We start from the raw sequence: 22,893 nt of genomic DNA, 5'->3' as shown, positions 1-22,893 counted from the left end.
GAGCATATTCCGAAAAGTGTGAAACGGTTTTCGGAATGTGCGACCAAACAAAAATAGAGCCGCGTTTCGATACTGTTCATCGAAACGCGGCTCCACAGATTTTTCACCGTATTGTCTCCACTGAAAAGTACCCGACGCAGTCGGGCAACTTTTCAGTGAGTTAGTTTAAACACCACGCCAGAACGGCCTTCTGGGCGTGGATGCGGTTTTCCGCCTCGTCCCAGACCTGCGATTGCGGGCCGTCGATAACGCCATCCGTCACCTCTTCGCCGCGATGGGCGGGCAGACAGTGCAGGAACAGGGCGTCGGACTTGGCCAGCGTCATCAGCGCCTCATTGACCTGATAGGGCTCAAAGGCCTCAAGGCGTTCCTCGTGATCGAGGTCGCCCATCGACACCCAGGTATCGGCCATCACCACATCGGCGCCACGCACGGCGGCCTCGGGGTCTTGCGTCACCGTCACACGGGCGCGCGATTCCGCCGCAAACACCATGTCGGCGTTCGAGGGCTTGTACTTGGCCGGGCAGGCGATATTCAGCGTGAAGTCAAAACGCGCCGCCGCATGGATGAAGGAGGCGCAGACATTGTTGCCGTCACCGACCCAGGCCAGAGTCTTGCCCTTGATGTCGCCGCGATGTTCCTCGATCGTCTGAAGATCGGCGAGGATCTGACACGGGTGGCTCTTGTTGGTCAGGCCGTTGATCACCGGCACGCTGGCGGCGCGCGCCAGGCGTTCGACATCCTCATGGCGGTTGGCGCGGATCATGATGGCATCGACCATGCGCGACAGGACCTTGGCCGTGTCTTCGATGGTCTCGCCGCGACCGAGCTGCATGTCGGTCGCCGTCGAGATGATGGCATCGCCGCCCAGTTGGCGGATGGCCGCATCGAACGAGAAGCGCGTGCGCGTCGAGTTCTTTTCAAAGATCATGGCCAGCACACGGTCCTGCGCCGGGGCATCGGCATCGACGCGCCCCTTGGGCCAGCCCAGACGCGCTTTTTTGCGCGCATGGGCGTCATCGAGGATGGCGCGCAGGTCAGCGGCGCTCAGGTCGGAAATGTCCAGAAAATGCTTCACCATTACGCGGTCTCCCCAACCAGCAGGGTGTCGCGCGCCGCCTGACAGGTCTGTTCGAACAGGGCCAGCGCCTCACGCGCCTCCTCAATGGTCAGGTTGAGCGGCGGCAGCAGACGGATGCAGTTGTCCGATCCGCCGGCGATCAGCAGGCCATTGTCGCGCGCCAGAGCCATCACGTCACGGTTGGACGGCTTGACCTTGATCCCGACCAGCAGGCCCTTGCCGCGGATTTCGTCGATGACGTCCGGGAAGGCGGCCTTGAGGCCCTGAAGTTGCTGACGCAGGAAGCCCGACACCTGATTGACGTGATCGAGCATTTCGGGGCTCGACAGCTCGCCATAGGCGACCAGACCGACCGCCATGGCCAGCGGATTGCCGCCGAAGGTCGAGCCGTGGCTGCCAAAGACCATGCCAGACGCCGCCTCTTTGGTGGCCAGACAGGCCCCGATGGGGAAGCCGCCGCCAAGCGCCTTGGCCGTCATCATGACGTCCGGTTCGACGCCCGACCACTGATGCGCCCACAGTTTGCCCGAACGGCCCATGCCGCACTGGATTTCATCAAACATCAACAGCAGGCCGTACTGATCGCACAGATCACGTAAGCCGCGCAGGCATTGTTCCGGCACCTGACGGGTGCCGCCTTCGCCCTGCACCGGCTCGACCAGAATGGCCGCTGCCGTGGGGGCGGCCGCGGCGGCTTTCAGGGCCTCATGGTCGCCAAACGACAGATGCACATAGCCCGGCAGCTTCGGGCCGAACCCGGCCAGATAGGCGTCATTGCCCCCGGCATTGACCGCGCCATAGGAGCGGCCGTGGAAGGCCCCGGTAAAGGTGATGATGTCGATGCGCTCAGGCTGACCCTTGGCGTCGTGATACTTGCGCGCCAGCTTCAGCGCGCATTCAACGGCCTCGGTGCCCGAATTGGTGAAGAAGACCTGATCGGCAAACGAGTCTTCGCACAGCCGCGCCGCCAGCGTCTGCTGATCCGGAATGCGGAAAATATTGGACACGTGCCACAGCTTTTCGGACTGGGTTTTCACCGCCTCGATCAGCTTGGGATGGCAGTGGCCGAGGCCATTGGTCGCCACGCCCTGCACCAGATCGATGAACACGCGCCCGTCACGGGCGTAAAGTCGCACGCCTTCGCCGCGTTCAACCTCCATGGCGGCGCGGTTATAAACGCCGAACAGGTGATCTTCGGGGGCAGTCTCAGGCGTGGTGTTCATCTTCGTGAATCCCTTAAAAAAGAAGCATCCCCAAAGCCGCACGGGACCAAGGGGATTCCAAACTCTAAGCTTTAAGGGGCTTAGGCGCGCCTTGTGTATAAAAACGGCCTCAATGTCAATAAAAACCCCTGCACGATCACGCACAGGGGTTACGATCACAGCGGCCTACTTCGCCGACTGATAGTCGTACAGTTCGACCTTGATGCCTTCTTTTTTCAGCAGGGCCTGCACGCTGTCCGGACCGGCGAGGTGCCCGGCACCGACGACGATCATCTGCGTGCCCGAACCGGCCAGCACATCCTTGATCGGCTGCACCCAGTTGCGGTTGCGGGTGACCATGACGGCTTCGTACATCTTCGGCGTCTTGGTCTTCATCTCGTCGATCATCAGGACTTCCATCCCCTTGATGTCGCCGGTCTGCCATGCCGTCAGCAGCTTGGTGAACTGCGCCTTGACGTTGGCGTCTTCCTTGACCGTATCGAGCAGCGCCTTCGACTCTTCACCAAACACATCCTGAGAGATGAGCTTCATCTGGTCTTCCATCGTCTCCAGTCCCTTGACGGGCAGGTTCTTGGCGCGCGCCGCCGCCAGAAGCGTCTTGTCCACACCTAAGTTCGGATCAAAGCCTTCGGTCTGCATCTGCTTTAGGACCAGCATCAGGCTGGCCAGCCACGGCTTCAGCATGACCAACTGGTCGATATTGAGACCATATTTGGCGTAGGTGTCACGGATCAGCTTCTGTTCTTCGGGCGTGTAGGGCTTCAAAAGGCTGCCCGTCGGGTCGATCCCGTACTTTTGCACCAGCGCGCCCGCCGCCGCCTGATCATCGACATTGGGCACTTCGAGATAAAGCGTGTCGGCGCTGTTGAACACCTTGTCGAGGGCGGGCGTCTTCCATTGCGTGTCGGCTTTCAGAATATGGAATGAGCCATAGAGATAGATGGTGGAGTCCGCGTCGGTGATGACCCACATTTTCGGGGCGGGTGCGGCCTCTTTGGCCTGCGCGGCCCCCAGCGGCAGCAGGGCGGCGACAGCGACAAAGCCGGTCAGAAGCGCACGGCGGGTGTGTTTCAGATTGATCATGGGATACCCCCTCTTGAGTGTAAAAAAAGACTATAGGTTAAGGTTGAAAGATGTCTTCGATTTTCAGTCCGAAGACGTCGGCGATTTTGAAAGCCAGCGGCAGGGAGGGATCGTACTTCTCCGTTTCGATGGCATTCACGGTCTGGCGTGACACATCCAGCTTCTGGGCCAGATCGGCCTGAGACAGGTTCAGTTCCGCACGCAGGACTTTGAGACGGTTTTTCATGGGTTTATCTGGGGCTCACCGGTGCCGCAGCCACCAGAGGCCCCAGGCGATGGCGTAACCGAGCAGCATAGGCACAGTCGCTATCCCTACACCCAGTTCGACCTCACGACCGACAACGTTCAGCATTTCCACCAAACGCTGCGAGACCACGCCGTCGGTAAATACGGAAGCGATATAGAATATGCCAACGCATGCCAGCCCGCTCGTCCCGCCCCAATACCAGGACCAGCTGTGGGCCTGACGCACAGCCTCATCCACGCCGCGCCACCAGCGTACGCTGTAGATCATCGCCGCCGTCATGATCAGTGCGCCCGCGATAAGCCCGGCAATGGTCATGGCCTGAACCTTGTCGCTCTGGGGCTGGATCAGCATGAGCACCGCGACGATAGCGAACGCCATTATGCTTCCCAACAGACTGATGCCCATAATGCGCGCCAAAGTCCCCGCAAATGAAAGCTTTCTTTCTCTCAACATGATAGTTTTCCTTATGAAATCAACGATGTTGCAGCCACCAGATGAGCCAGGCGATACCATAGCCTGCGATCGCGGGGGCAAGAGACGTAATCATGCCCAAAGCCATCAGATGGCCCTCATAATCCATGAAGCGCACATAGGGCATCATCAGGGCGTCACCACCGGCCAGAGCCGCTACAAAGGCAAAGACCGATATCAGCAGCCCGGAGGACCCACCCCAATACCACGCCCATTTGTGCGCCTCTCTTTGGGCCTCATCTACGGTCAGCCACCAGAATACACTGACGGCCATGGCGGCGATCAGCACAAAACCCACGACCACAAAGGCCACGGTGGGATTGTTGCGCATCAGCCCCGTACCCGAGGCAATATCATAACCCATAATGCCGCCCAGTATCAGGCTCATGAGCACGAAGGCCGACATCATCCATCCGGCGGTTGCACGCAGATTTTTCACTTTCATCTCTCCGTTAAAGACAAGCAACCTTTACACCGGGGCAATTTACGATGTCAAGCACCCTTGTCAAAAAGATTGCGAAACTTGTCATGCCCTGCCCCTTCCACGCCGTAACAGCGCCCCGCAAAACGTTTGTGACGTTTTAGGTGCGTTGAAAAAAGTAACTGTCCTGAGATAGGGAATATTTACCCTTCCCTGTTAGGAATTCCCTGTAAAACAAGGGGCCACCGCAGGCCCGTTCCGGAACCCGTATGATTACCTGTGACCTGATTGCCCCGCGCGACCTTAGCGAAACCGACGTGGCCGCGTGGCGCGACATGGCGCGCCAGACCTTTGCCTTCGGCTCGCCCGTCCTGTCGTGGGACTTCTGCGCCGCCGTGGCGCAGGTGCGCGACGACATAAAGGTGGCGGTGTTTCGTCGTGCCGGAAATACCCTCGCCTTCCTGCCGCACCACCGCCGTCCGGGGCAGTTTGCGCGCCCCGTCGGCGCGCCGTTCAACGACTATACGGCCCTGATCAGTTTTCCGGACACGGCCTTCGCTGCTCGGGAAGCGCTGGCACTGGCCGGGATTCGCGCCTTTCAGGTGTCGGGCCTGATCGACCCTTACGGAGCCTTTGACGGCTTTGAGGGCGAACCCGAAGACGCCTATGGCATCGACCTTACGCATGGTGAAACGGTCAATAATGTCGAAAAGAAGCACCTGAAAAACATCAACCGCCTGCGCCGCCGCCTCGAAGAAGAACACGGCGAGGTGCGGTTTGAACTGCCGGATTTCACGCCCGAACATTTCGGCGCCATGCTGGCCATCAAGCGCGCCCAGACGGCGCAGACCGGCATCCACGACTTCCTGTCGGCCCCCTGGGTGCAGGCCCTGATGCGCCACCTGTTCGTGCGCCCGGCCAACACTCAGACGCAGCTTTATGGCCACCTGACCACCGTCACGGCGGGCGGCAAGCCGATCATCTGGCACTTTGGCCCGCGTCTGGGCGACCGCGTCCATCCGTGGGTCTCGGCCTTTGACCCGGCCTACAGCGCCTATTCCCCCGGTCAGATCTTCCTGCAAGGCTGCCAGACGCCGCTGCGTGAGCTGGGGGTCAATTATTACGACCTCTCAACCGGGCAGCAGCATTACAAGAACGCCTTCTGTAACACCCATTCGGTGGTGCAGCATGGCCGCCTGTTTGCCGCCTCCGGCCAGGGTCGCACCTCTGAAACCCTGTCGCGCCTGATCGACAGCGGCGGCAAGGCGCTGGGCGTGTCGCATCTGACGCGGCGTCTGGGGCGTCGCCTCGACCATCTGGCCAGCCTCGAACTGGACCTCGGCGGGCGCGTCAACGGCACGATCTACGCCTTCGCCAATGCCCGCAAGCGGTTGAGCCAGTAAGATGTCGGTCAGCCTGATCATCCCCACCTTCCGCCGTCCGGACGGCTTAAAGACCGCGCTGAGCTCGGTCTTTGCGCAGACGGGCGTTGAGGGGGCCTTGAACATCATCGTCTGCGACAATTCCCCGGAAGGGTCAGCGCGCGCTGAGGTCACGAGCCTGACGCCCGGTGCGGGTCAAACCCTGACCTATCTGCACGAGCCCAATCCCGGTGTCGCCAATGCCCGCAATACGGCGGTAAAGGCCGCGCGTGACCCCTTTATCCTCTTCCTCGATGACGACGAAGAAGCGCCGTCCGACTGGGTGGCGAAGATGCTCAGCGCGCAACAGGCCTTTGACGCCGATGTGGTGTTTGGCCCGGTCACGGCGCGGCTCAAAACCGCCGATCCGAAATTCCGCCCCTATTTCGAAGCCTTCTTTTCGCGCTTCGGACCGGCCCACAGCGGCCCCATCCCCGACTATTACGGCTGTGGCAATTCGCTGATCCGCCGCGCCCTGCTGAGCGGGGATCAGCCCTTCGACACCAACCGCAACAACTGCGGTGGTGAGGATGACAAGCTGTTCTATGCGCTGAAACAGGAGGGCGCGCGCATGGTGTGGGCGGCCGATGCCTTTGTGTGGGAAGACGTGCCCGAAAGCCGCGCCACGCTGCGCTATACCCTGCCGCGTGCCTTCGCCTATGGTCAGGGGCCTTCGACCTCGGCCATGGCGGGCACACCGAAAAAGCCGCTGACCTGCGCCTACTGGATGCTCAACGGTCTGGTGCAGGCGGTGCTGTTCGGCGGGGCCGGGCTGGCGCTTTATGCGGCTGGCTCAAAAGCTGCCGCGCGTATCCTCGACAAGGCCGCCCGTGGTCTTGGCAAACTCATCTGGTTTCACAAGATCGGCTTTTACGGCACGGCCCTGCTGCGCCCCAATCCCGCCGGAAGATAGACATGACCGACATTCTCACCTGGACCGACGCGCACAAGGCGGGCTTTGGCCGTGAAAACCTCACCTTCACGCACGACCTGCACAACAGCCCGCTGTTTACCGATGAGGCGCTGATCGCCCTGATCGACCGCTATCCGCGTGACAAGCTAGAAGTGTTCACCATGGGCTATGACCCGACCAACTGGGGGCAATGGTTCCTCGGCCGGCGCGGCGCGCATGACGGACGCGCGCTGATGGAAGGCGTCAAGGCCGGGCGGTTGTGGCTCAACCTGCGCAAGGTCAATCATGCGGACGCCGATATCGGCGCCCTGTGCGAGGCCATGTTTGCCGAGATTCGCGCCAAAACCGGCGTCAGCACGCTGAAGGAAGATCTGGGCCTGCTGATCTCTTCGCCCAATGCCCACGTCTTCTATCACCTCGACATCCCGCTGGTGACCCTGTGGCAGATACGCGGCGTCAAGCACGTCTATGTCTATCCGCCCAAAGACCCCTATGTCTCCGATCACGACCTCGAAGGCGTGGCCCTGCGCGAATCGGATGAGCAGTTGCGCTTTGATCCGGCGTGGGATGAAGAGGCGATGCAGGTGGAGTTCGTGCCGGGCCAGATGCTCACCTGGAAACAAAACGCCCCGCACCGCATCGTCAATCAGGACTCGGTGAACGTGTCCTTGTCGATCGAGTTCATGACCCCGGCGGCCATCTGGCGCGCCAATGTCATCTACGCCAATGGCTGTCTGCGGCGCTGGCTGGGTCTGAAACCCGCTCTGGCGAAGTCGCCCAAATGGCTGGAGCCGTTCAAGGTGGTGTTTGCGCGTCTGGTGAAGATGGCCGGTGGCTATAATGGGAACAAGTCGCCGCTCAAACCGCGCTTTACGCTGGACGACACCCGTCCCGAAGTCCTGCACTTTGATGAGGGGGTCGAAGTGCCGGTGCCGTCGAAGCGTGCGGCGTAACTAAAGCGACGGCGATGCCACGGGTGTGGGTTCGTTTGGCGCGGCTTCCGCAGTGGCGGCGACCAGCAGATCGGCCTTGAACTTGTCCGAATGACGGTCGCCGTGTTCGTCGAACCAGTCGCAATAGACATAGTTGTCGAGATCGACATTATTGACGGTCATGGCCGGGCCTCCGGATTTGAGCTGAACCGTATCGCCAATCATATAGCCCATACTATCCTCCATAGTCTGAAGGACCATCAGGCACACACGGGCGCAAAAAAGCGATATGCCGCGCGCACCGCCTGTAAAAGGCTTCAATTTGGATGAGATGCTAGGAGGCTAGCGCCGCCCGTATATGAATACAGGCAAGCGACGCCGACGCCCCAGATCGCCAAATTCAAGACTTTTACCAAGGCCTGAAGTGTTTGGAGAGCTTCAATCCCTGCTTCTGGTAGTGCGAACCGCCCTGTCCGTAGAGCTGTTCCGGCTTGGCCACCAGCGGCTCATAGACCAGACGCGCCACGGTCTGCCCGTGTTCCAGCAGGAAGGGCGTCTCGTGGCAGCGCACTTCCAGCACGCCTTTTGAACCGATGCCGCCCGCCTCTTCGGTGCCGAAGCCCGGATCGAAGAAACCGGCATAGTGGACGCGAAATTCACCGACGCTGGGGTCGATGGGCAGCATTTCAGCGGCTTCGGTCACCGGGATGACGACATCGGTTTGCGAGGCGAGGATGTAGAACTCACCCGGATCGAGCAGCAACTGCCCCTTGTTCTGATAAAGCGGCTCCCAGAAGTCGCGCGGATTGTGGCCATCGACGTGGTCGAGATCGATGACCCCGGCGTGACGGCGCGCACGATAGCCGACTAGATCGCCGGTCATCAGGTCCACGCCGCAATCGGCCGTATAGAGCTTGGGCACCTCACCGGTCTTGAGGCGCAACTGGTTCAGGCGCGTGCCCGTGCGGGCCAGCACCGAAAAGGTCTGCGGCGCGATCTCGACATAGATCGGGCCTTTGTAGCCTTCGCGCACATCGTCAAACAGGTCGCCGAAATCCGACAGCAGACGCACAAAGACATCGACGCGCCCGGTCGAGCTTTTGGGGTTGGCGCGCGCCGAAACGCCGGTGGGCAGGCTTAAAAACTCCTGCAACTCAGCGATATAGACGCAGCCCGATTCGAACACCGCGCCCCGCGTCAGGTCCATTTCGTGCATCATGACGTCGGGCAGGCGGTCCATCACCCGCTTGCCGCGCGGCAGGTAGGAGGCGCGCACACGCCAGGCCCGCGCCCCAAGCCGCAGGTCGATCGAGGCCGGCTGAATCTGGTCGGCATCGAGCGTGGAGGCGCTCATAATGGCGCTCTGATCAACCAGTTCACGGATGGATTGCAGCGGCAGGATACCGGAAACGGTCATCAGGAATCGCAACTTTCTTAATGCAGGGGAGGTGCATTTAAGCGGCTCAAACACAATGCGCAAAGAAAAACTGACACAGGCCGCGAAGCGCCCTATTCTGCGCCCATGATCTATACCGCCACCACCGACGGCGTGACTGTCAGCGTCCGCGTTCAGTTCGTTCCGCGCAATGACGACGCCATCCGCGCCCATAAATGGCTGTGGACCTATCACATCACCATTGCCAATGCCTCCAACCGCGCCCTTCAGCTCAGGACGCGACACTGGCGCATCACCGATGCGCTGGGCCGCGTGCAGACGGTCGATGGCGAAGGCGTGGTCGGCGAAACCCCGCGCATTCGTCCGGGGGATAGCTTCAGCTATGCGTCTAGCTGTCCGCTGGATACGGACTCCGGTACGATGGGCGGGCATTATATGTGCGTGACGGATGAGGGCGAATGGCTGACCATACAGGTGCCGCTGTTCTCGCTGGATGCGCCGCAAACCCGGCGCGTGCTAAACTGAGGCTGCCGCCTGAGCCGCTTCGTCTTGTTCAACACCTATAAACCATTTCAGCGGACCCTCGGCTCAAAACCCCATAACCGCCGAGGAACCGCCCCATGACGCAAGCCGCCCTGTCTGGCCTGACGCCGGTGTCCGCTGAGACGACGGACACAGCCTCCGCGCATCAGGTCATCCACCGCATCTCGGATATTGCCGGTTCCGTAGGGCTCGAGCTTCTTTCGGTATCGGGCAATATCGAGACGGTGGTGCGCCGCCATGCCGATCAGACCCGCGCCCTGAAGACACTGGCCGACGCGGCGGCTGAGGTGTCCGCGCAAAACGCCCGTCTGGTCGATCTGGCCCGTGAGGCCGAGGGCCGGCTGGATCAGTCGGCGCGCGACACCGAAAGCCGCGTCTCACAAGCCATTGGTGCGATGGAACACTGGGTCACCAGCGCTGAGGGGCAGGCCTCACGCATCACCGCCTTGTCCAGCAGCCTCGCCTCGGTGGCGCAGGTGGCGCGGTCCATCGAAACCATCGCGTCGAACACCAACCTTCTGGCGCTGAATGCCACCATTGAGGCGGCCCGTGCCGGGGAGGCCGGGCGCGGCTTTGCGGTCGTTGCCGCCGAGGTCAAGGCCCTGTCGGCGCAAACGCGCGAAGCCTCCCGCCACATCCAGCAAACCCTGTCGGCCCTGACGCAGGAAATCGAAACCCTGACGCAGATCAGCGAAGACAATCTCGACATGGCGCGTGCCGTATCCGGGCAGGGCAACGGCAAAACGTCGTCTCAGGACTCATCTCTGGCCGGTATCGGCGAAGCCTTTGATCAGGCGCGCGACACCCTGCGCGCCGTCACCGAAGGCGCGGGCCGCATTGAGGGCCGGTCCGGTGAACTGCGCGAAGGGCTGGGGCAATTGGCCTCCGATGTCGCCCAACTGGACACCCTGCTGACCGGGGGTGGCCAGCGGCTCGAAAAGGTGGCGATGGACGCCGAAGCCATCATGCAACTGACATCATCGGCGGGTGTCGAAAACGCCGACAGCGCCACTGTGCGCAAGGCCACAGACGCCGCCGAGCGCATACGTCAGATGTTCGAAGCCGCTCTGGCCAGGGGCGAGATCGCTCAGGCCGATCTGTTTGACGCCGATTACCGCCCCATCCCCGGCACAAACCCCGCCCAGGTCATGACGCGATTTGTGGCCCTGACCGACCGTCTGCTGCCCGATCTTCAGGAAGCCATCCTCAGCAGCGACCCTCAGATTGCCTTCTGTGCCGCCGTGGATCGCAATGGTTTCCTGCCGACGCACAACCGCAAATTCTCACAGCCTCAGCGGCCCAACGATCCGGAATGGAACACGGCCCATTGCCGCAATCGCCGCCTGTTCAATGATCGCGTCGGCCTGCGTGCCGGGCAAAACAACGGCCCGCCTCTGGTGCAGGCCTATCGCCGCGATATGGGCAATGGCGAATTTGTCATGATGAAGGACGTCTCTGCGCCCATAATCGTGCACGGAAGACACTGGGGCGGATTTAGAATCGGTATCCGGCTTTAATTTTTTGCCATAATCGCGGTTTTCGTTTTATCGTTCTGTGACAGAAGGATGGACGTCTTGCATACCGGCCCACGCGGGCGCAGGCACAAAGAGCGTCCGAAACACAGGACACTGCATGGCCAGCCTGCCTACCGCCACCCGTCTCAAGGCCGCCGTCGGGTTCGCCAGCCATATCGGCCGCCGCGAGGACAATCAGGACTTTGCGGCCTCGTGTCTGGCCGATGACGGGTCGCATCATGGGCTGGTGGCGGCGCTGGCTGATGGGGTTGGCGGGCGCAAGGGCGGGCGCGTCGCGGCTGAACTGAGCGTGCGTTCCTTCATCGACGACTATCTCAGCCAGACCGAGGCCCTGTCGCCGCAAAAGACCGCCGGGCGCGCGCTGGAAAGCATCAACTACTGGCTCCACCGTCAGGGGCAGAAGGACGAAAACGTCCGCGGCATGAGTTGCGCCTTCACCGGCGTGGTGATCAAGGGCAACCGCCTGCACTCCTTCCACGTCGGTGACACGCGCCTCTATCGCTGGCGCGAGGGCTATCTGGGTCAGATGACGCAGGATCACAAGCCCGAAGGCGGCGAAGATTCGCCCTACCTCACCCGCGCCATCGGCTTCGAAGAGGTGGTGCGCATCGACTACCGCATCCACGACATCTTCCCGCACGACCGGCTGTTGCTGTGTTCCGACGGGATGCACGGTAAGGTGCCGGAAGCCCAGATCAACGCCATCCTGTCCGAACGGCTATCGGCCGATGATACGGCGCAGAAGCTGGTCGATATGGCCATCCACAATGGCGGCGATGACAACGCCACCGTGCTGATCATCGACATCTTCGAACTGCCCCCCGCCACCGTCAAGGACCTCGACGCCGCCATTTCGCGCCTGCCGATGCGCGAACCGCCAGAGGTGGGCGAAACCATCGACGACTTCCGGCTGGAGGTCATGCTGGCCGACGGCATGTACAGCCGCGTGTTCAAGGCGCGCGACCTGTCGGCCACCGGCCCGCTTTCGACCGTGGTGCTCAAATTCCCCAAGCCGCACAATCTGGGGGCCGAAACCCTGGCCCGGCAGGCCTTCGTGCGCGAAACCTGGGTAGCCAGCCGCGTGCAGCACATGTGGATCGGCTCGGTCCTGCAACTGCCGCCCAAGCGCCAGACCTGCCTCTATGTGGCGCAGCCCTTCTATGAGGGCGAAACGCTGGAAAAACGCCTGTCGCGCAAACCGGCCATTGGCCTGAGCGAAGGCATCGACATCGCCACCAAGCTGGCCAAGGCGCTGGGCTCGCTGCACCGGGCGGGCGTCATCCATCGTGACGTCAAGCCGGATAATGTGATCCTGCTGAAAGACGGCGGGCTGAAACTGGTCGATCTGGGCTTTGCGCGCCTGCCCGCGCTCGACGAAAAGACCGGCGTCCTGCCGCCCGGCACCAATAACTACATGGCCCCTGAGCTGTTCGATGGTCAGTGGGGGGATGAGCGGTCAGACATCTTCGCGCTGGGGGTCACCCTGCACCGCCTGTTCACCGGCGGCACCTTCCCCTATGGCGAAAGCGAGCCCTTCACCAAGCCGACGCTGAAACGTCCGGATCTTCTGACCCACAAACGCCATGACGCGCCGGGCTGGCTGGAAAGCATCATCCTTCAGTCTCTGGCCCCCAACCCGGATGAGCGTTTTCAGGACGGATTCGAAATGGCCTTTGCGCTGGAAACCGGCTCTTACGGTGTCAATCCGGCCTCGATCCGCAAGGCCGCGCGCTTCCATCCGGCGCGCCCGTGGCAGATCGCGACGGCAGTCCTGACGGCGCTGGTGCTGTGGCTGGGGGCTCTGCAACTGGGGCTGATCGCCGGGCCAGACGTCGAAGCCACCAAGGCCTTTTTGCGGGAGCATGGGTTTCCGGAGTTGAAATAACCTTCTTCGGCCGTTGGTATAAGGTCAAACCATAGATTTCACAGATTAAGATGTCTTTAACATAAAGTCATCGCGACCAAAGCCGCAAAGGCGCGAAGCACTCATCTGTGAAATCTGTGAAATCTGTGGTTCCCCAAACATAAGGCACTCAGAGACCATTTTCCTTGCACAGCACAGCTCCCACGGCTCTATTTCCTTTTCGTGGGGCGATTATTGACTGTGCCGGAAATCCTCCGGGGCCCTGACCTCATAGGCCCAGGCTCCGGTGCGAGCGCGTTTGGCCGCCTCTTCGGCGGCGACATAGCGGTCGGAATAGCGGCGATAGGCCAGAGCCAGCCCGGCCCGTACCTGCGCTTCCCCCAGATCGCGGCCTTCGACGGCGCAAAAGGCCAGTATGCGCCCGTACCGGTCGTCGCCCTGCGGCTCGCAGACCACCTCGGCCCCGGCCACCAGACGTTTCAGTTGCTGACTGGCGGCTTCCCCGCAGGCAAAGGTCCCGCAGCGCTGATCATATTCAAAGGCATCGACGCCTTCGAGGCGCACCTCAACGCCATCCACGCGCAGGGAATCGCCGTCTATGGCCTCGGCTTCGCCGCTAAGCGTTACAGTTTCCGGTTTGGGGTCTTGCGGCGATGCAGACGGCGCGGGTTTACACGCCGCCAGCGCGGCCAGCATCAGCAGACAGGCCCACCGCCTCAGCGGGAGGCATCCAGTTGCGCCAGCACCATCGGCGCGCCCTTGTACAGGGGCATATAGGCCGAGGCGATCTGGCTCAGGGGCACTGGCCCCTGCGTCAGGTAGCCGAAGCCAAACAGAATAAGCATGAGATAGCGCAGAGCCAGCGGGTCACCCTTAGCCATACCAGCCTTGGCCTTACCGATCTTCAATGAGGGCTGCTTCGTCTTGTGGCGCAGGCCGATCAGCACGTCGGGCGTCACGCCATTGTCGAGCGCCAGTCGTGTATTGATCTCGGTAAAGCTCGGCTGTCTGAAGCCGCGCAGGTTCAGCACAGCCGCAATGGCGGCCACCACAACACCCGCCGCCAGAACGCCCAGATGCCCCAGCGGGCTCAAGGCCGCAAACACCCCCCACTGCGCGGCCACGGCAATGGCACCGGCCAGCAGCAGAAACGGCGTCAGGGCGGGCAGGATCTGCTCCCAGATCATCACCACGTGCGTCCAGAACAGCGCCCGGTTTAACTTCGATAAGGGTTTTGTCCGTTGCAGCTTCATGCCGTCCCCCATAGACGTGCGGATTTAATCCGCGCGTACCCTATGCGGTCTTAACCATTCCGGCAAGACCTCACGGTTCATCATCTCCTCATAGGAGGGACGAGAACGCACCACCGCCCAGTTGGTGTCACGCACCAACACCTCAGGGGCGAGCGGCCGCGAATTATATTCGCTGCCCATCACCGCCCCATAGGCCCCGGCCGACATGAAGGCGACCAGATCACCGGCTTTCAGCGCCGGCATGTCGCGGCCGCGCGTAAAGGTGTCGCCGGTTTCGCAAACGGGTCCCACCACATCGTAGGTGGCCGTTTCGTTGGTCTGACCCGCCGTCACCGGGCGGATGTCGTGATAGGCATCGTACATGGCGGGGCGGATCAGGTCGTTCATCGCCGCATCGACGACCAGGAACTTCTGGCCTGAGTCTTCGCGCTCATGGATATGGATGACGCGCGACACCAGTATCCCGGCATTGGCGGCGATCAGGCGACCCGGCTCAAAGGTATAGCGCACCCCCAGATTGCCGACCGTCAGCGCCACTATCTGCGCAAAATCTCCGGGAGACGGCGGTTCGGGCATATTGAAATAGGGCACACCCAGCCCGCCGCCCAGATCGAGGCGCTCGACGCTCAGACCACCCGCCCGTAGCTCCTGCACCCAGCCCTTCATCTTCGAGAAGGCCGCCTGCATGGGGGCAAGGTCGGTGATCTGGCTGCCGATATGGCAGGCAATACCCATTGGCGCGATGTTGGGGTCGGCGGCCGCCTGAGCATAGAGGGCGATGGCTTCGCGGGCCGACACGCCGAACTTGTCCTTGGCCCCGCCCGTGGTGATCTTGGCATGGCCGCCCGCACCGACGCCCGGATTTATGCGGATAACGATCGGGGCCACCACGCCCAGAGACCCCGCGACGTGGCTGAGGCGTTCCAGTTCGGGCTTCGATTCGACATTGAGCTGATAGATGCCGGTCTTCAGCGCGAAGGCCATTTCTTCGTCGGTCTTACCCACGCCCGAAAAGACGATGCGTTCCGGCGGAATACCGGCGGTCAGGGCCTTGCGGATTTCGCCCTCGGACACCGTATCGGCCCCGGCCCCCTGTTCGGCAAGCGTTTGCAGCACGGCCAGATTGGAATTGGCCTTGGTCGCATAGGCGATCAGCGGGGCTTCGTTCTTGGGGCTTTGCAGGGCGTCCTGCGCCCACAGGGCCTGAGAGAAAACCTGAAAATGCCGCTCAAAGGTGGCGGACGAATAGACATAGAGCGGCGTGCCGACGCGCTCAGCCAGTTCGCGGACGGATACGCCCTCGGCGTGCATCTCGCCGTCACGGATGTCAAAATGGTTCATTTGAAACTCTTTTAAGCGGAGGGGCTATTCCCCCTCCACCGCATCTCGCCTGAAGGCTCGTGCGGTCCCCCTCCCCATCGCTGCGCGACAGGGAGGAGCGATTTTTTACTGGCGCTGGGCGTTGCCCGTGCCTTCGAGCGGCGCGTCGGCGACCTTGCTGTTCTGCTGATAGGGGTCTGGCATTTCGTTCTTGAACTCCTTGCGCGGCAGGGCGCGCTCGGTGGCCTTGCCCTCGGCCTCGGCCTTCTTTTTGGCCGCGACCTCTTCCTGAGCGCGTTTACCCCACAGAGGCGGCGCGCGTTCCAGATCGCCCTTCTTAGCGCAGGCGGTCAGACCCAGACCGGAAATCGCGGCCAGCAACAGGGCGGCCTTCACAAACGAACGCGATACGGTAGCGGTCATGCCAAAATTTCCTTCCAACGCTGGATCTGTTCACGCACCCGCACAGGCGAGGTGCCCCCATAGGACAGGCGCGAAGCCGCCGAGGCCTCGGGCGTGAGGACACTATATACGTCTTCGGTAATCCCCGCCTCCAGTTTTTGCAGATCAGCGAGCGACAGTTGCGAAAGGTCCACACCCTGCCCTTCTGCCAGCTTGACCGCCGCGCCGGTAACATGGTGCGCGTCACGAAACGGCATGTTGAGGGTACGCACCAGCCAGTCGGCCAGGTCCGTCGCTGTCGAAAAGCCCGATGAGGCCGCCGCCTTCATGCGCTCCAGATTGGCACTCAGGTCGCGCACCATGCCGGTCATGGCCGCCAGCGCCAGATCGAGCGATTCAAAGGCCTCAAACACCGGCGGCTTGTCTTCCTGCATGTCCTTGGAATAGGCCAGAGGCAGGCCCTTCATCACCGTGGTCAGCGCGATCAGCGCCCCGTTGATGCGGCCCGTCTTGGCGCGCACCAACTCAGCCGCGTCGGGATTGCGCTTTTGCGGCATGATGGAAGAACCGGTCGAGAAGGCGTCCGACAGGCGGATGAAGCCGAACTGCGGCGTGGTCCAGATGACGATTTCTTCGGCCAGACGCGACAGGTGCCCGGCGCAGATGGCGGCGTGGCTCAAAGACTCCAGCGCGAAATCGCGGTCGGAGACGCCGTCCAGACTGTTGGCCGTCGGGCGGTCAAAGCCCAGCGCCTGCGCCGTCATGTGGCGGTCGATAGGAAACGGCGACCCGGCCAGAGCGGCAGAGCCCAGCGGGTTTTCGTTCATACGCTTGCGCGCGTCTTCAAAGCGCGTGGCGTCACGGCCGAACATTTCGACATAGGCCATCAGGTGGTGGCCAAAGGTCACGGGCTGCGCCGGTTGCAGGTGGGTGAAGCCTGGCATCAGGGCGTCCGCATAGTCTTCGGCGCGCGTCACCAGCGCCTTTTGCAGGTCACGCAGTTGCGCAATCGTATAGTCCACACGGTCGCGTACCCACAGGCGGAAGTCGGTCGCCACCTGATCATTGCGTGAGCGCGCCGTGTGCAGACGGCCGGCCGTCGCGCCGATCAGCTCACGCAGACGCGCCTCGACATTCATATGGATGTCTTCGTATTCGGCGCGGAAGGGGAAGGTCCCGGCTTCGATCTCAGCGATGATGGTTTGCAGCCCGGCGTCGATCTCCTCAGCCGCCTCGGCGCTGATGATGCCCTGTTTGGCCAGCATGGCGGCGTGGGCCCGTGATCCGGCGATGTCCTGCGCCCACAAACGTTTGTCAACCTCGATCGAGACGTTGATGGCTTGCATAATGGCGTCAGGTTGGGCAGAGAATCGTCCACCCCACATTTTCTGCCCGGCGGAATTGGGGGATTGCGAAGGATCGGTCATGAATGAGCCTCTGGACGAAAACACGGACACGGCGAACGCCGAAGCGCAGGCCCCGCAGACAGAGCGGACCAGACCGCCGCGCAAGCTGAAATTCAACCTGATCGTCGCGGGCCTGCTGGTCCTGATAATCGCCGTCTCCGTAGCGGCTGTGGTGCTGTTCCGTCAAGCCGAGACTGACGGGACGGTCGCCGCCGAAAGCGGGCCGGTGGCCGAAGGGCCGCTCAAGGCCTACGCCACCGGCGCGCTGGCCAAGCTGGAAACCCACGCCGCCCCGCGCCCCATCGAAGACATCAGCTTCCTTGATGGCGAGGGCAAGACGGTCAAGCTGTCGGATTTCAAAGGCCGCGTGGTGGTGCTGAACGTCTGGGCGACGTGGTGCGCGCCGTGCAAGGTCGAGATGCCGACCCTGGCCAATCTGCAAAAGGGCTATGACCCGCAAAAGGTGCTGGTCCTGCCGCTCAGCATCGACAAGGCCGAGGACAAGGCGGCGGTTGAAAAGGAACTGAAGCTCAGCGGCGGCCTGCCCGTCTATATGGACTCCGAAATTCAGCCAATGAGCAAATGGGGCATTGTCGGAATGCCGACGACGATCATTCTCGATAAAAACGGTCAGGAAGTGGCGCGCCTTGGCGGTGAGGCCAAGTGGGACGCACAGGAGGTCAAGGCGCTGCTGGACGCGCTGGCGAAGTAAAGCTCCTCCCCTGCGTAGCGAGGGAGGCAATTCAGCGAATGGCCACCCAGCGGCCGTGGCTCAGGCAGCGCCACACCCATTCAAACGGGCCATAGCGGAATACGCGCAGCCACAGGGCGCTGACCAAGATCTGAAACAGCCAGATAGCGGCCACGATTGGCACCATCTGCGACAGCGACACTTGCCCGTAGAGGCCCAGCCCGCGCCCGCCATAGAAGATTGCCGTCATGATCAGCGACTGGCTGAGATAGTTGGTAAAGGCCATGCGTCCCACCGGGCTCAGCAGGGCCGTCACCCCCTTCGCCACCGGCAGGCGGCTCAGCAGCATCAGGGCACTGGCATAGCCGAGACTGACGAAGATACTGAGGAATTCCGCCGCCGCGCGGTGCGAGCCATAGATTTCAGGCTCCGGGAAGTTTTCGCGCAGGATGATCAGGTTCTGCCAGCCGATGAGGCTCAGCGCCCCCGCCCCCAAAATGATCGCCACAACGTGCCACAGGGTGCGGCGCGGATCGAAATAGCCCACCTTGAACAGGCCCAGTCCAATCATCATCAGACCGATGACCTTGGGCGCAAAGACGGCGATCTGAGAGAATATGCTCATCGCCCACATGACGAAATTGGCGTGCAGGGATTGGGCAAATGTCCCCTGCATCAGGCGGATCGTTTCGGCAAAGCTCAGGCCATCGCTGCCGCTGAGGGCCTCCCCCAGTTGCTCCCGCGGCACAAAGCTCAGGATAAACCCGGCCCCCACCACCATAAGGCCGCCCAGGGCCCAGGCGAAAATCCCCCAGCGCAACAGGTGCGGCGTGCGAATGGTCAGGATATAGAACAGGCCGCACAGGGCATACATCAGCAGGATATCGCCGACCCAGATGGCCGCGCCGTGGCCGACGCCGATCAGGGCCAGCCAGACCAGACGCCGAAAGCGCACGGTCTGCGTCACCGGCGTCGTCGGAGCGTCTTTTTGCCCGACCAGAAACAGGCTGACGCCAAACAGCATGGCAAACAGGGTCAGGCATTTCGACTCGAAAAAGGTATGGATGACCCACCACGCCTGACGGTCGGCGTCGCTCAACGGGATCGTCGCGCGTGCCGGGTTCATATAGACTTCGAGCGGCCAGCCAAAGGCCGGGGCATTGACGATCAATATGCCCAGCAGCGCGAACCCGCGAATATAGTCAAGGGCGGGATAGCGCTCGGCACTCATGCGGCGGGGGCCTCGGCTGCGACCTGCGGCGGGCTCCTGAGCAGGATCAGTTGGAACAGCACGGCGGACGGCACGGCCAGCAGGACCTGACTGGCGACCATCGGCACGGCCACCAGCGTAAAGACCAGCAGATTGCTGACACTCAGTTCGAAATTCTGGCTGAGGGTCAGGTTGCTGAAGGCCATGACCGATCCCAGCGAACAGACAAGGAAAGCGCAACCGATCACGTGACCAACCGCGTGCAGACGGTTCTTCGGCCCCTGAATGAGCCACAGGGACGTCGCGCACACCATCCAGAACAGGGACAGGCCCATCTGACGCGCGCCCTCACTGGCGGCCAGCAGGCCCTGCGCCGCAAAGACGCGCGCCGCGAACCACACGCAGGCGTGCAGGATCGACGCCGCCAGCAGCGCCAGACCAAACCACAGGAACAGCGGGCGGCGGGCCGTAAGCACGCGCAACCTACCTTGTCGGAACGGGCTTTTCGCCGCGATAATCATAGAAGCCACGCCCGGTCTTACGACCATACCAGCCGGCCTCAACATACTTCACCAGCAGCGGGCAGGGGCGATATTTAGAATCCGACAGGCCGTCATACAGCACGTTCATGATGGCCAGCACCGTATCCAGACCGATAAAATCGCCCAGCTCCAGCGGCCCCATCGGGTGATTGGCCCCCAGCTTCATGGCCGTGTCGATGGCTTCGACCGTCCCCACCCCTTCGTACAGGGTGTAGATGGCCTCATTGATCATCGGGATCAGGATGCGGTTGACGATAAAGGCCGGATAGTCCTGCGCATTGGCGGTGATCTTGTCGAGGCTTTCGGCAAAGCGCACCGCCGCCTCATAGGTGTCGGTCTCGGTGGCGATGCCGCGGATGATTTCGACCAGCTTCATGATCGGCACCGGGTTCATGAAGTGCAGGCCGATAAAGCGCGTCGGACGATCCGAAGCCGTGGCCAGTCGCGTGATCGAGATGGACGAGGTGTTCGACGCCAGAATGGCTTCGGGTTTCAGGTGTTCGGACACCGATTGGAAGATGGCCTTCTTGATGTCCTCGTTTTCGGTCGCCGCTTCGATGACCAGATCGCAGTCGGCCAGTTCCGAGGCCATAGCCGCCGGCTTGACCAGCTTGACCGCATTCGCGCCTGTCTCAGCCGTGATGACGCCCTTTTCGACCGACCGGGCGATGCCCTTGTTGATCTTTTCGATCGCCTTGGCGATGGCGGCGGCCTGCTGATCGTAGAGGAAGACGTCGTAGCCTGCCTGCGCGCACACCTGCGCAATGCCCGACCCCATCTGCCCTGCCCCGATAACGCCGACGACTTTGATCTCTGTCATTTTGAACCCGCGGTACTTGTTATTAGGGCAGGAGCTTAAACCGCCCCACCGGGTAATCAAGGGTTACAATAAAAAATCCCCGGCGCTGAGACGCCGGGGATACGGTAAGGGCACAATGGCGATGGTTTAGGCTCTGGTGATGATTTAACGTTTACGGTCTTCCTCCTCCCCATTGAATGGGGAGGTGCCGAGTTTACGAGGCGGAGGGGTATCTTACGGACGGTAATACCCCTCCGTCAGCTTCGCTTCGCTCGCTGCCACCTCCCCACTTCGTAGGGAGGAGAAAATAGCCGCGTTAAATCTTAAATTGTCACCTCTAACCCAGCGCCTTGAGCAGAGCCGGGACGGCGGTCTTGTAATCTTCGACCAGACCGAAATCGGCGACCTGAAAGATCGGGGCTTCCGGGTCCTTGTTGATGGCGACGATGACCTTGGAGTCCTTCATACCGGCCAGGTGCTGGATAGCGCCCGAAATACCGACAGCGATGTAAAGCTCCGGGGCCACGACCTTACCGGTTTGCCCCACCTGATAGTCGTTGGGGGCATAGCCCGCATCGACCGCCGCGCGCGAGGCGCCGACCGCGGCCCCCAGCTTGTCGGCCAGAGGCTCCAGCACGGCCTTGAACTCATCGGCCGACCCCAGCGCCCGGCCACCGGACACCACCACCTTGGCCGCACCCAGTTCCGGACGGTCCGAGACGACCTTTTCGTCCGACACAAAGCGCGTCTTCAGCGTCACCGCCGGAACGGCCACAGCTTCGACCGTCGCCGAACCGCCCGTCGCCGCCACCGGCGCAAAGGCCGTCGGGCGCACGGTCAGCACCTTTTTGGCGTCCGCTGTCTTAACGGTTTCCAGCGCATTGCCGGCATAGATGGGGTGGACGAAGGTGTCGCCCGCCACTACGTCGATGACGTCGGAAATGATCGAAACGTCCAGCGCGGCAGCGATGCGCGGCGCGACATTCTTGCCCGAAGCCGTAGCCGGGAGGGCGATGGCGTCATAGCCACCGGCCAGCGACACGATCAGGGCCGAAACGGCCTCAGCAATGTCGGCCTTCAGCTCGGGGCTTTCAGCGGTCAGCACCTTGCGCACGCCCGCCGCCGCAGCGGCCTGAGCGGCCACGGCAGACGCTTCGCCATAGACCAGCACGTCGATATCCCCCGACAGCTTTTGCGCCGCCGTGATGACCTTCAGCGTCGTGTCGCGCAGGTGCGCGCCGTCGTGATCGGCAATAACCAGAACCGCCATCAGAGAACTCCTGCCGTCTTGAGATTAGCGATAAGGGCATCGGCGCTATCGACCTTGATACCCGCCGAGCGCTTGGCCGGCTCAGTGACCTTGGCCACCGTCAGGCGCGCCGCCGCATCGACGCCGTAATCGGCCAGAGCCTTGGTATCGAGCGGCTTCTTCTTGGCCTTCATGATGTTGGGCAGAGAGGCGTAGCGCGGCTCATTGAGGCGCAGATCGGTCGTGATGACCGCCGGAAGCTGCACGCCAAGCGTTTGCAGACCGCCATCGACTTCGCGGGTGACGAGCGCTTCGGAACCTGCGATCTCCACCTTGGAAGCGAAAGTCGCCTGCGGCCAGTCGAGCAGGGCCGACAGCATCTGACCGGTGGCGTTGTTGTCGCCATCAATGGCCTGCTTGCCCATCAGGACGATGTCCGGCGTTTCCTGAGCCACTACGGCCTTCAGCACCTTGGCGACGGCCAGCGGCTCAAGGTCCTGATCGGTTTCGATCAAGAGGCCGCGATCGGCACCCATGGCCAGAGCCGTGCGCAGGATCGCCTCGCACTGCGCGACGCCGATGGAGACGGCGACGATCTCGGTCACCGTGCCCTTTTCCTTGAGGCGCACCGCCTCTTCGACGGCGATTTCGTCAAAGGGGTTCATGGCCATCTTGACATTGGCCAGATCGACGCCGGTCTGGTCAGACTTGACGCGGACCTTGACATTGTAGTCCAACACCCGCTTGACGGGTACCAGTACCTTCATGGTGAGCTTTCCTCGCAGCAAGCTATAATTCGATGACGTTTACTGACGCCGCTGCCCCTCAAAGTCAATCGGTGTCGTGGCGGAAACCCGCGCATTTTATTGGCTTTCCGATCTCAACGGCAAC

General features: G+C 62.0%; 25 protein-coding genes. 7 read left to right on the top strand and 18 right to left on the bottom strand.

Translation table 11 applies throughout. From position 1 onward, the window contains the following. Nucleotides 1-160: 160 nt before the first annotated feature. The 6 genes from argF to ACK8OE_RS07375 form a co-directional block, all read right to left on the bottom strand. Nucleotides 161-1,081, bottom strand: coding sequence for an ornithine carbamoyltransferase (gene argF, locus ACK8OE_RS07400; protein ID WP_410272015.1), 921 nt, complete (start codon nt 1,079-1,081; stop codon nt 161-163). Next, nucleotides 1,081-2,304 (bottom strand): aspartate aminotransferase family protein, encoded by a 1,224-nt coding sequence (locus tag ACK8OE_RS07395; RefSeq protein WP_410272014.1) that lies wholly within the window; start codon nt 2,302-2,304, stop codon nt 1,081-1,083. The genes argF and ACK8OE_RS07395 overlap by 1 nt, the downstream gene beginning before the upstream one ends. Nucleotides 2,305-2,469: 165 nt before the next feature. Beyond that, nucleotides 2,470-3,387 (bottom strand): TraB/GumN family protein, encoded by a 918-nt coding sequence (locus tag ACK8OE_RS07390; protein WP_290799556.1) that lies wholly within the window; start codon nt 3,385-3,387, stop codon nt 2,470-2,472. 37 nt (nt 3,388-3,424) lie between these two features. Further along, on the bottom strand, nt 3,425-3,613 hold the full coding sequence (locus ACK8OE_RS07385; protein WP_126421529.1) for a helix-turn-helix transcriptional regulator: 189 nt from the start codon (nt 3,611-3,613) through the stop codon (nt 3,425-3,427). Between the two features lie 15 nt (nt 3,614-3,628). Next, nucleotides 3,629-4,087: a hypothetical protein gene (locus ACK8OE_RS07380; protein WP_410272013.1), complete on the bottom strand. Its 459-nt coding sequence runs from the start codon at nt 4,085-4,087 to the stop codon at nt 3,629-3,631. A gap of 19 nt (nt 4,088-4,106) precedes the next feature. Further along, nucleotides 4,107-4,544 carry a hypothetical protein gene (locus ACK8OE_RS07375; protein WP_410272012.1) on the bottom strand — a complete coding sequence of 146 codons (438 nt, stop codon included), beginning with the start codon at nt 4,542-4,544 and terminating at the stop codon, nt 4,107-4,109. A gap of 251 nt (nt 4,545-4,795) precedes the next feature. Here ACK8OE_RS07375 and ACK8OE_RS07370 point away from each other — a divergent pair, with 251 nt between their 5' ends. From ACK8OE_RS07370 to ACK8OE_RS07360, 3 genes are read left to right on the top strand one after another with little or no spacing between them, the layout of a single operon-like run. Beyond that, entirely contained in the window at nt 4,796-5,929 is a 1,134-nt protein-coding gene (locus tag ACK8OE_RS07370) for a GNAT family N-acetyltransferase (RefSeq protein ID WP_410272011.1), read from the top strand. A gap of 1 nt (nt 5,930) precedes the next feature. Further along, nucleotides 5,931-6,860, top strand: coding sequence for a glycosyltransferase family 2 protein (locus tag ACK8OE_RS07365; RefSeq protein WP_410272010.1), 930 nt, complete (start codon nt 5,931-5,933; stop codon nt 6,858-6,860). A gap of 2 nt (nt 6,861-6,862) precedes the next feature. Further along, nucleotides 6,863-7,813: a hypothetical protein gene (locus ACK8OE_RS07360; protein ID WP_410272009.1), complete on the top strand. Its 951-nt coding sequence runs from the start codon at nt 6,863-6,865 to the stop codon at nt 7,811-7,813. On the opposite strand, the gene ACK8OE_RS07355 is transcribed toward ACK8OE_RS07360, so the two are convergent. After that, nucleotides 7,814-8,026, bottom strand: coding sequence for a YodC family protein (locus ACK8OE_RS07355; RefSeq protein WP_172961160.1), 213 nt, complete (start codon nt 8,024-8,026; stop codon nt 7,814-7,816). A 175-nt stretch (nt 8,027-8,201) separates the two neighbouring features. Then, nucleotides 8,202-9,209, bottom strand: a complete 1,008-nt coding sequence (locus ACK8OE_RS07350) for a 2'-deoxycytidine 5'-triphosphate deaminase (protein ID WP_410272008.1) — start codon at nt 9,207-9,209, stop codon at nt 8,202-8,204. A gap of 105 nt (nt 9,210-9,314) precedes the next feature. Between ACK8OE_RS07350 and apaG the strand changes: the two genes are divergently transcribed. The 3 genes from apaG to ACK8OE_RS07335 all read left to right on the top strand — a co-directional run bounded on the left by apaG (nt 9,315) and on the right by ACK8OE_RS07335 (nt 13,151). Next, on the top strand, nt 9,315-9,713 hold the full coding sequence (gene apaG / locus ACK8OE_RS07345; RefSeq protein WP_410272007.1) for a Co2+/Mg2+ efflux protein ApaG: 399 nt from the start codon (nt 9,315-9,317) through the stop codon (nt 9,711-9,713). Between the two features lie 95 nt (nt 9,714-9,808). Next, nucleotides 9,809-11,248, top strand: coding sequence for a methyl-accepting chemotaxis protein (locus ACK8OE_RS07340; protein ID WP_410272006.1), 1,440 nt, complete (start codon nt 9,809-9,811; stop codon nt 11,246-11,248). 115 nt (nt 11,249-11,363) lie between these two features. After that, nucleotides 11,364-13,151, top strand: coding sequence for a bifunctional protein-serine/threonine kinase/phosphatase (locus tag ACK8OE_RS07335; RefSeq protein ID WP_290799545.1), 1,788 nt, complete (start codon nt 11,364-11,366; stop codon nt 13,149-13,151). Between the two features lie 210 nt (nt 13,152-13,361). Here ACK8OE_RS07335 and ACK8OE_RS07330 read toward each other — a convergent pair whose 3' ends face one another. The 5 genes from ACK8OE_RS07330 to argH form a co-directional block, all read right to left on the bottom strand. Continuing rightward, nucleotides 13,362-13,826, bottom strand: coding sequence for a thermonuclease family protein (locus ACK8OE_RS07330; protein WP_410272005.1), 465 nt, complete (start codon nt 13,824-13,826; stop codon nt 13,362-13,364). A gap of 20 nt (nt 13,827-13,846) precedes the next feature. Beyond that, nucleotides 13,847-14,383 (bottom strand): DUF4175 family protein, encoded by a 537-nt coding sequence (locus ACK8OE_RS07325; protein ID WP_410272004.1) that lies wholly within the window; start codon nt 14,381-14,383, stop codon nt 13,847-13,849. A gap of 24 nt (nt 14,384-14,407) precedes the next feature. Then, nucleotides 14,408-15,724: a diaminopimelate decarboxylase gene (lysA, locus tag ACK8OE_RS07320; protein ID WP_410272003.1), complete on the bottom strand. Its 1,317-nt coding sequence runs from the start codon at nt 15,722-15,724 to the stop codon at nt 14,408-14,410. A gap of 105 nt (nt 15,725-15,829) precedes the next feature. After that, a complete protein-coding gene (locus tag ACK8OE_RS07315) occupies nt 15,830-16,126 on the bottom strand; it encodes a hypothetical protein (RefSeq protein WP_290799541.1) in 297 nt (98 codons plus the stop codon). Further along, the gene (argH, locus tag ACK8OE_RS07310; RefSeq protein WP_410272002.1) at nt 16,123-17,532 is read right to left on the bottom strand and encodes an argininosuccinate lyase; all 1,410 of its coding nucleotides are present in this window, start codon (nt 17,530-17,532) and stop codon (nt 16,123-16,125) included. The genes ACK8OE_RS07315 and argH overlap by 4 nt, the downstream gene beginning before the upstream one ends. Between argH and ACK8OE_RS07305 the strand changes: the two genes are divergently transcribed. Beyond that, on the top strand, nt 17,531-18,223 hold the full coding sequence (locus ACK8OE_RS07305; RefSeq protein ID WP_410272001.1) for a TlpA family protein disulfide reductase: 693 nt from the start codon (nt 17,531-17,533) through the stop codon (nt 18,221-18,223). The genes argH and ACK8OE_RS07305 overlap by 2 nt on opposite strands. Before the next feature lie 31 nt (nt 18,224-18,254). On the opposite strand, the gene ACK8OE_RS07300 is transcribed toward ACK8OE_RS07305, so the two are convergent. The 5 genes from ACK8OE_RS07300 to ACK8OE_RS07280 form a co-directional block, all read right to left on the bottom strand. Continuing rightward, nucleotides 18,255-19,433: a DUF418 domain-containing protein gene (locus ACK8OE_RS07300; RefSeq protein ID WP_410272000.1), complete on the bottom strand. Its 1,179-nt coding sequence runs from the start codon at nt 19,431-19,433 to the stop codon at nt 18,255-18,257. Continuing rightward, nucleotides 19,430-19,888 carry a hypothetical protein gene (locus tag ACK8OE_RS07295; RefSeq protein ID WP_410271999.1) on the bottom strand — a complete coding sequence of 153 codons (459 nt, stop codon included), beginning with the start codon at nt 19,886-19,888 and terminating at the stop codon, nt 19,430-19,432. Before ACK8OE_RS07295 ends, ACK8OE_RS07300 begins: the two co-directional genes overlap by 4 nt. Nucleotides 19,889-19,895: 7 nt before the next feature. Then, nucleotides 19,896-20,774, bottom strand: coding sequence for a 3-hydroxybutyryl-CoA dehydrogenase (locus ACK8OE_RS07290; protein WP_126421612.1), 879 nt, complete (start codon nt 20,772-20,774; stop codon nt 19,896-19,898). A gap of 316 nt (nt 20,775-21,090) precedes the next feature. After that, nucleotides 21,091-22,023, bottom strand: a complete 933-nt coding sequence (locus ACK8OE_RS07285; RefSeq protein WP_410271998.1) for an electron transfer flavoprotein subunit alpha/FixB family protein — start codon at nt 22,021-22,023, stop codon at nt 21,091-21,093. Further along, nucleotides 22,023-22,769 carry an electron transfer flavoprotein subunit beta/FixA family protein gene (locus tag ACK8OE_RS07280; protein WP_410271997.1) on the bottom strand — a complete coding sequence of 249 codons (747 nt, stop codon included), beginning with the start codon at nt 22,767-22,769 and terminating at the stop codon, nt 22,023-22,025. Before ACK8OE_RS07280 ends, ACK8OE_RS07285 begins: the two co-directional genes overlap by 1 nt. Nucleotides 22,770-22,893 lie beyond the last annotated feature (124 nt).

The organism is Asticcacaulis sp. W401b (assembly GCF_046503825.1).
Classification (GTDB): Bacteria; Pseudomonadota; Alphaproteobacteria; order Caulobacterales; family Caulobacteraceae; genus Asticcacaulis.
The sequence above is the reverse complement of the archived record's forward strand: the minus strand, read 5'-3'. Positions and strand labels throughout refer to the sequence as shown.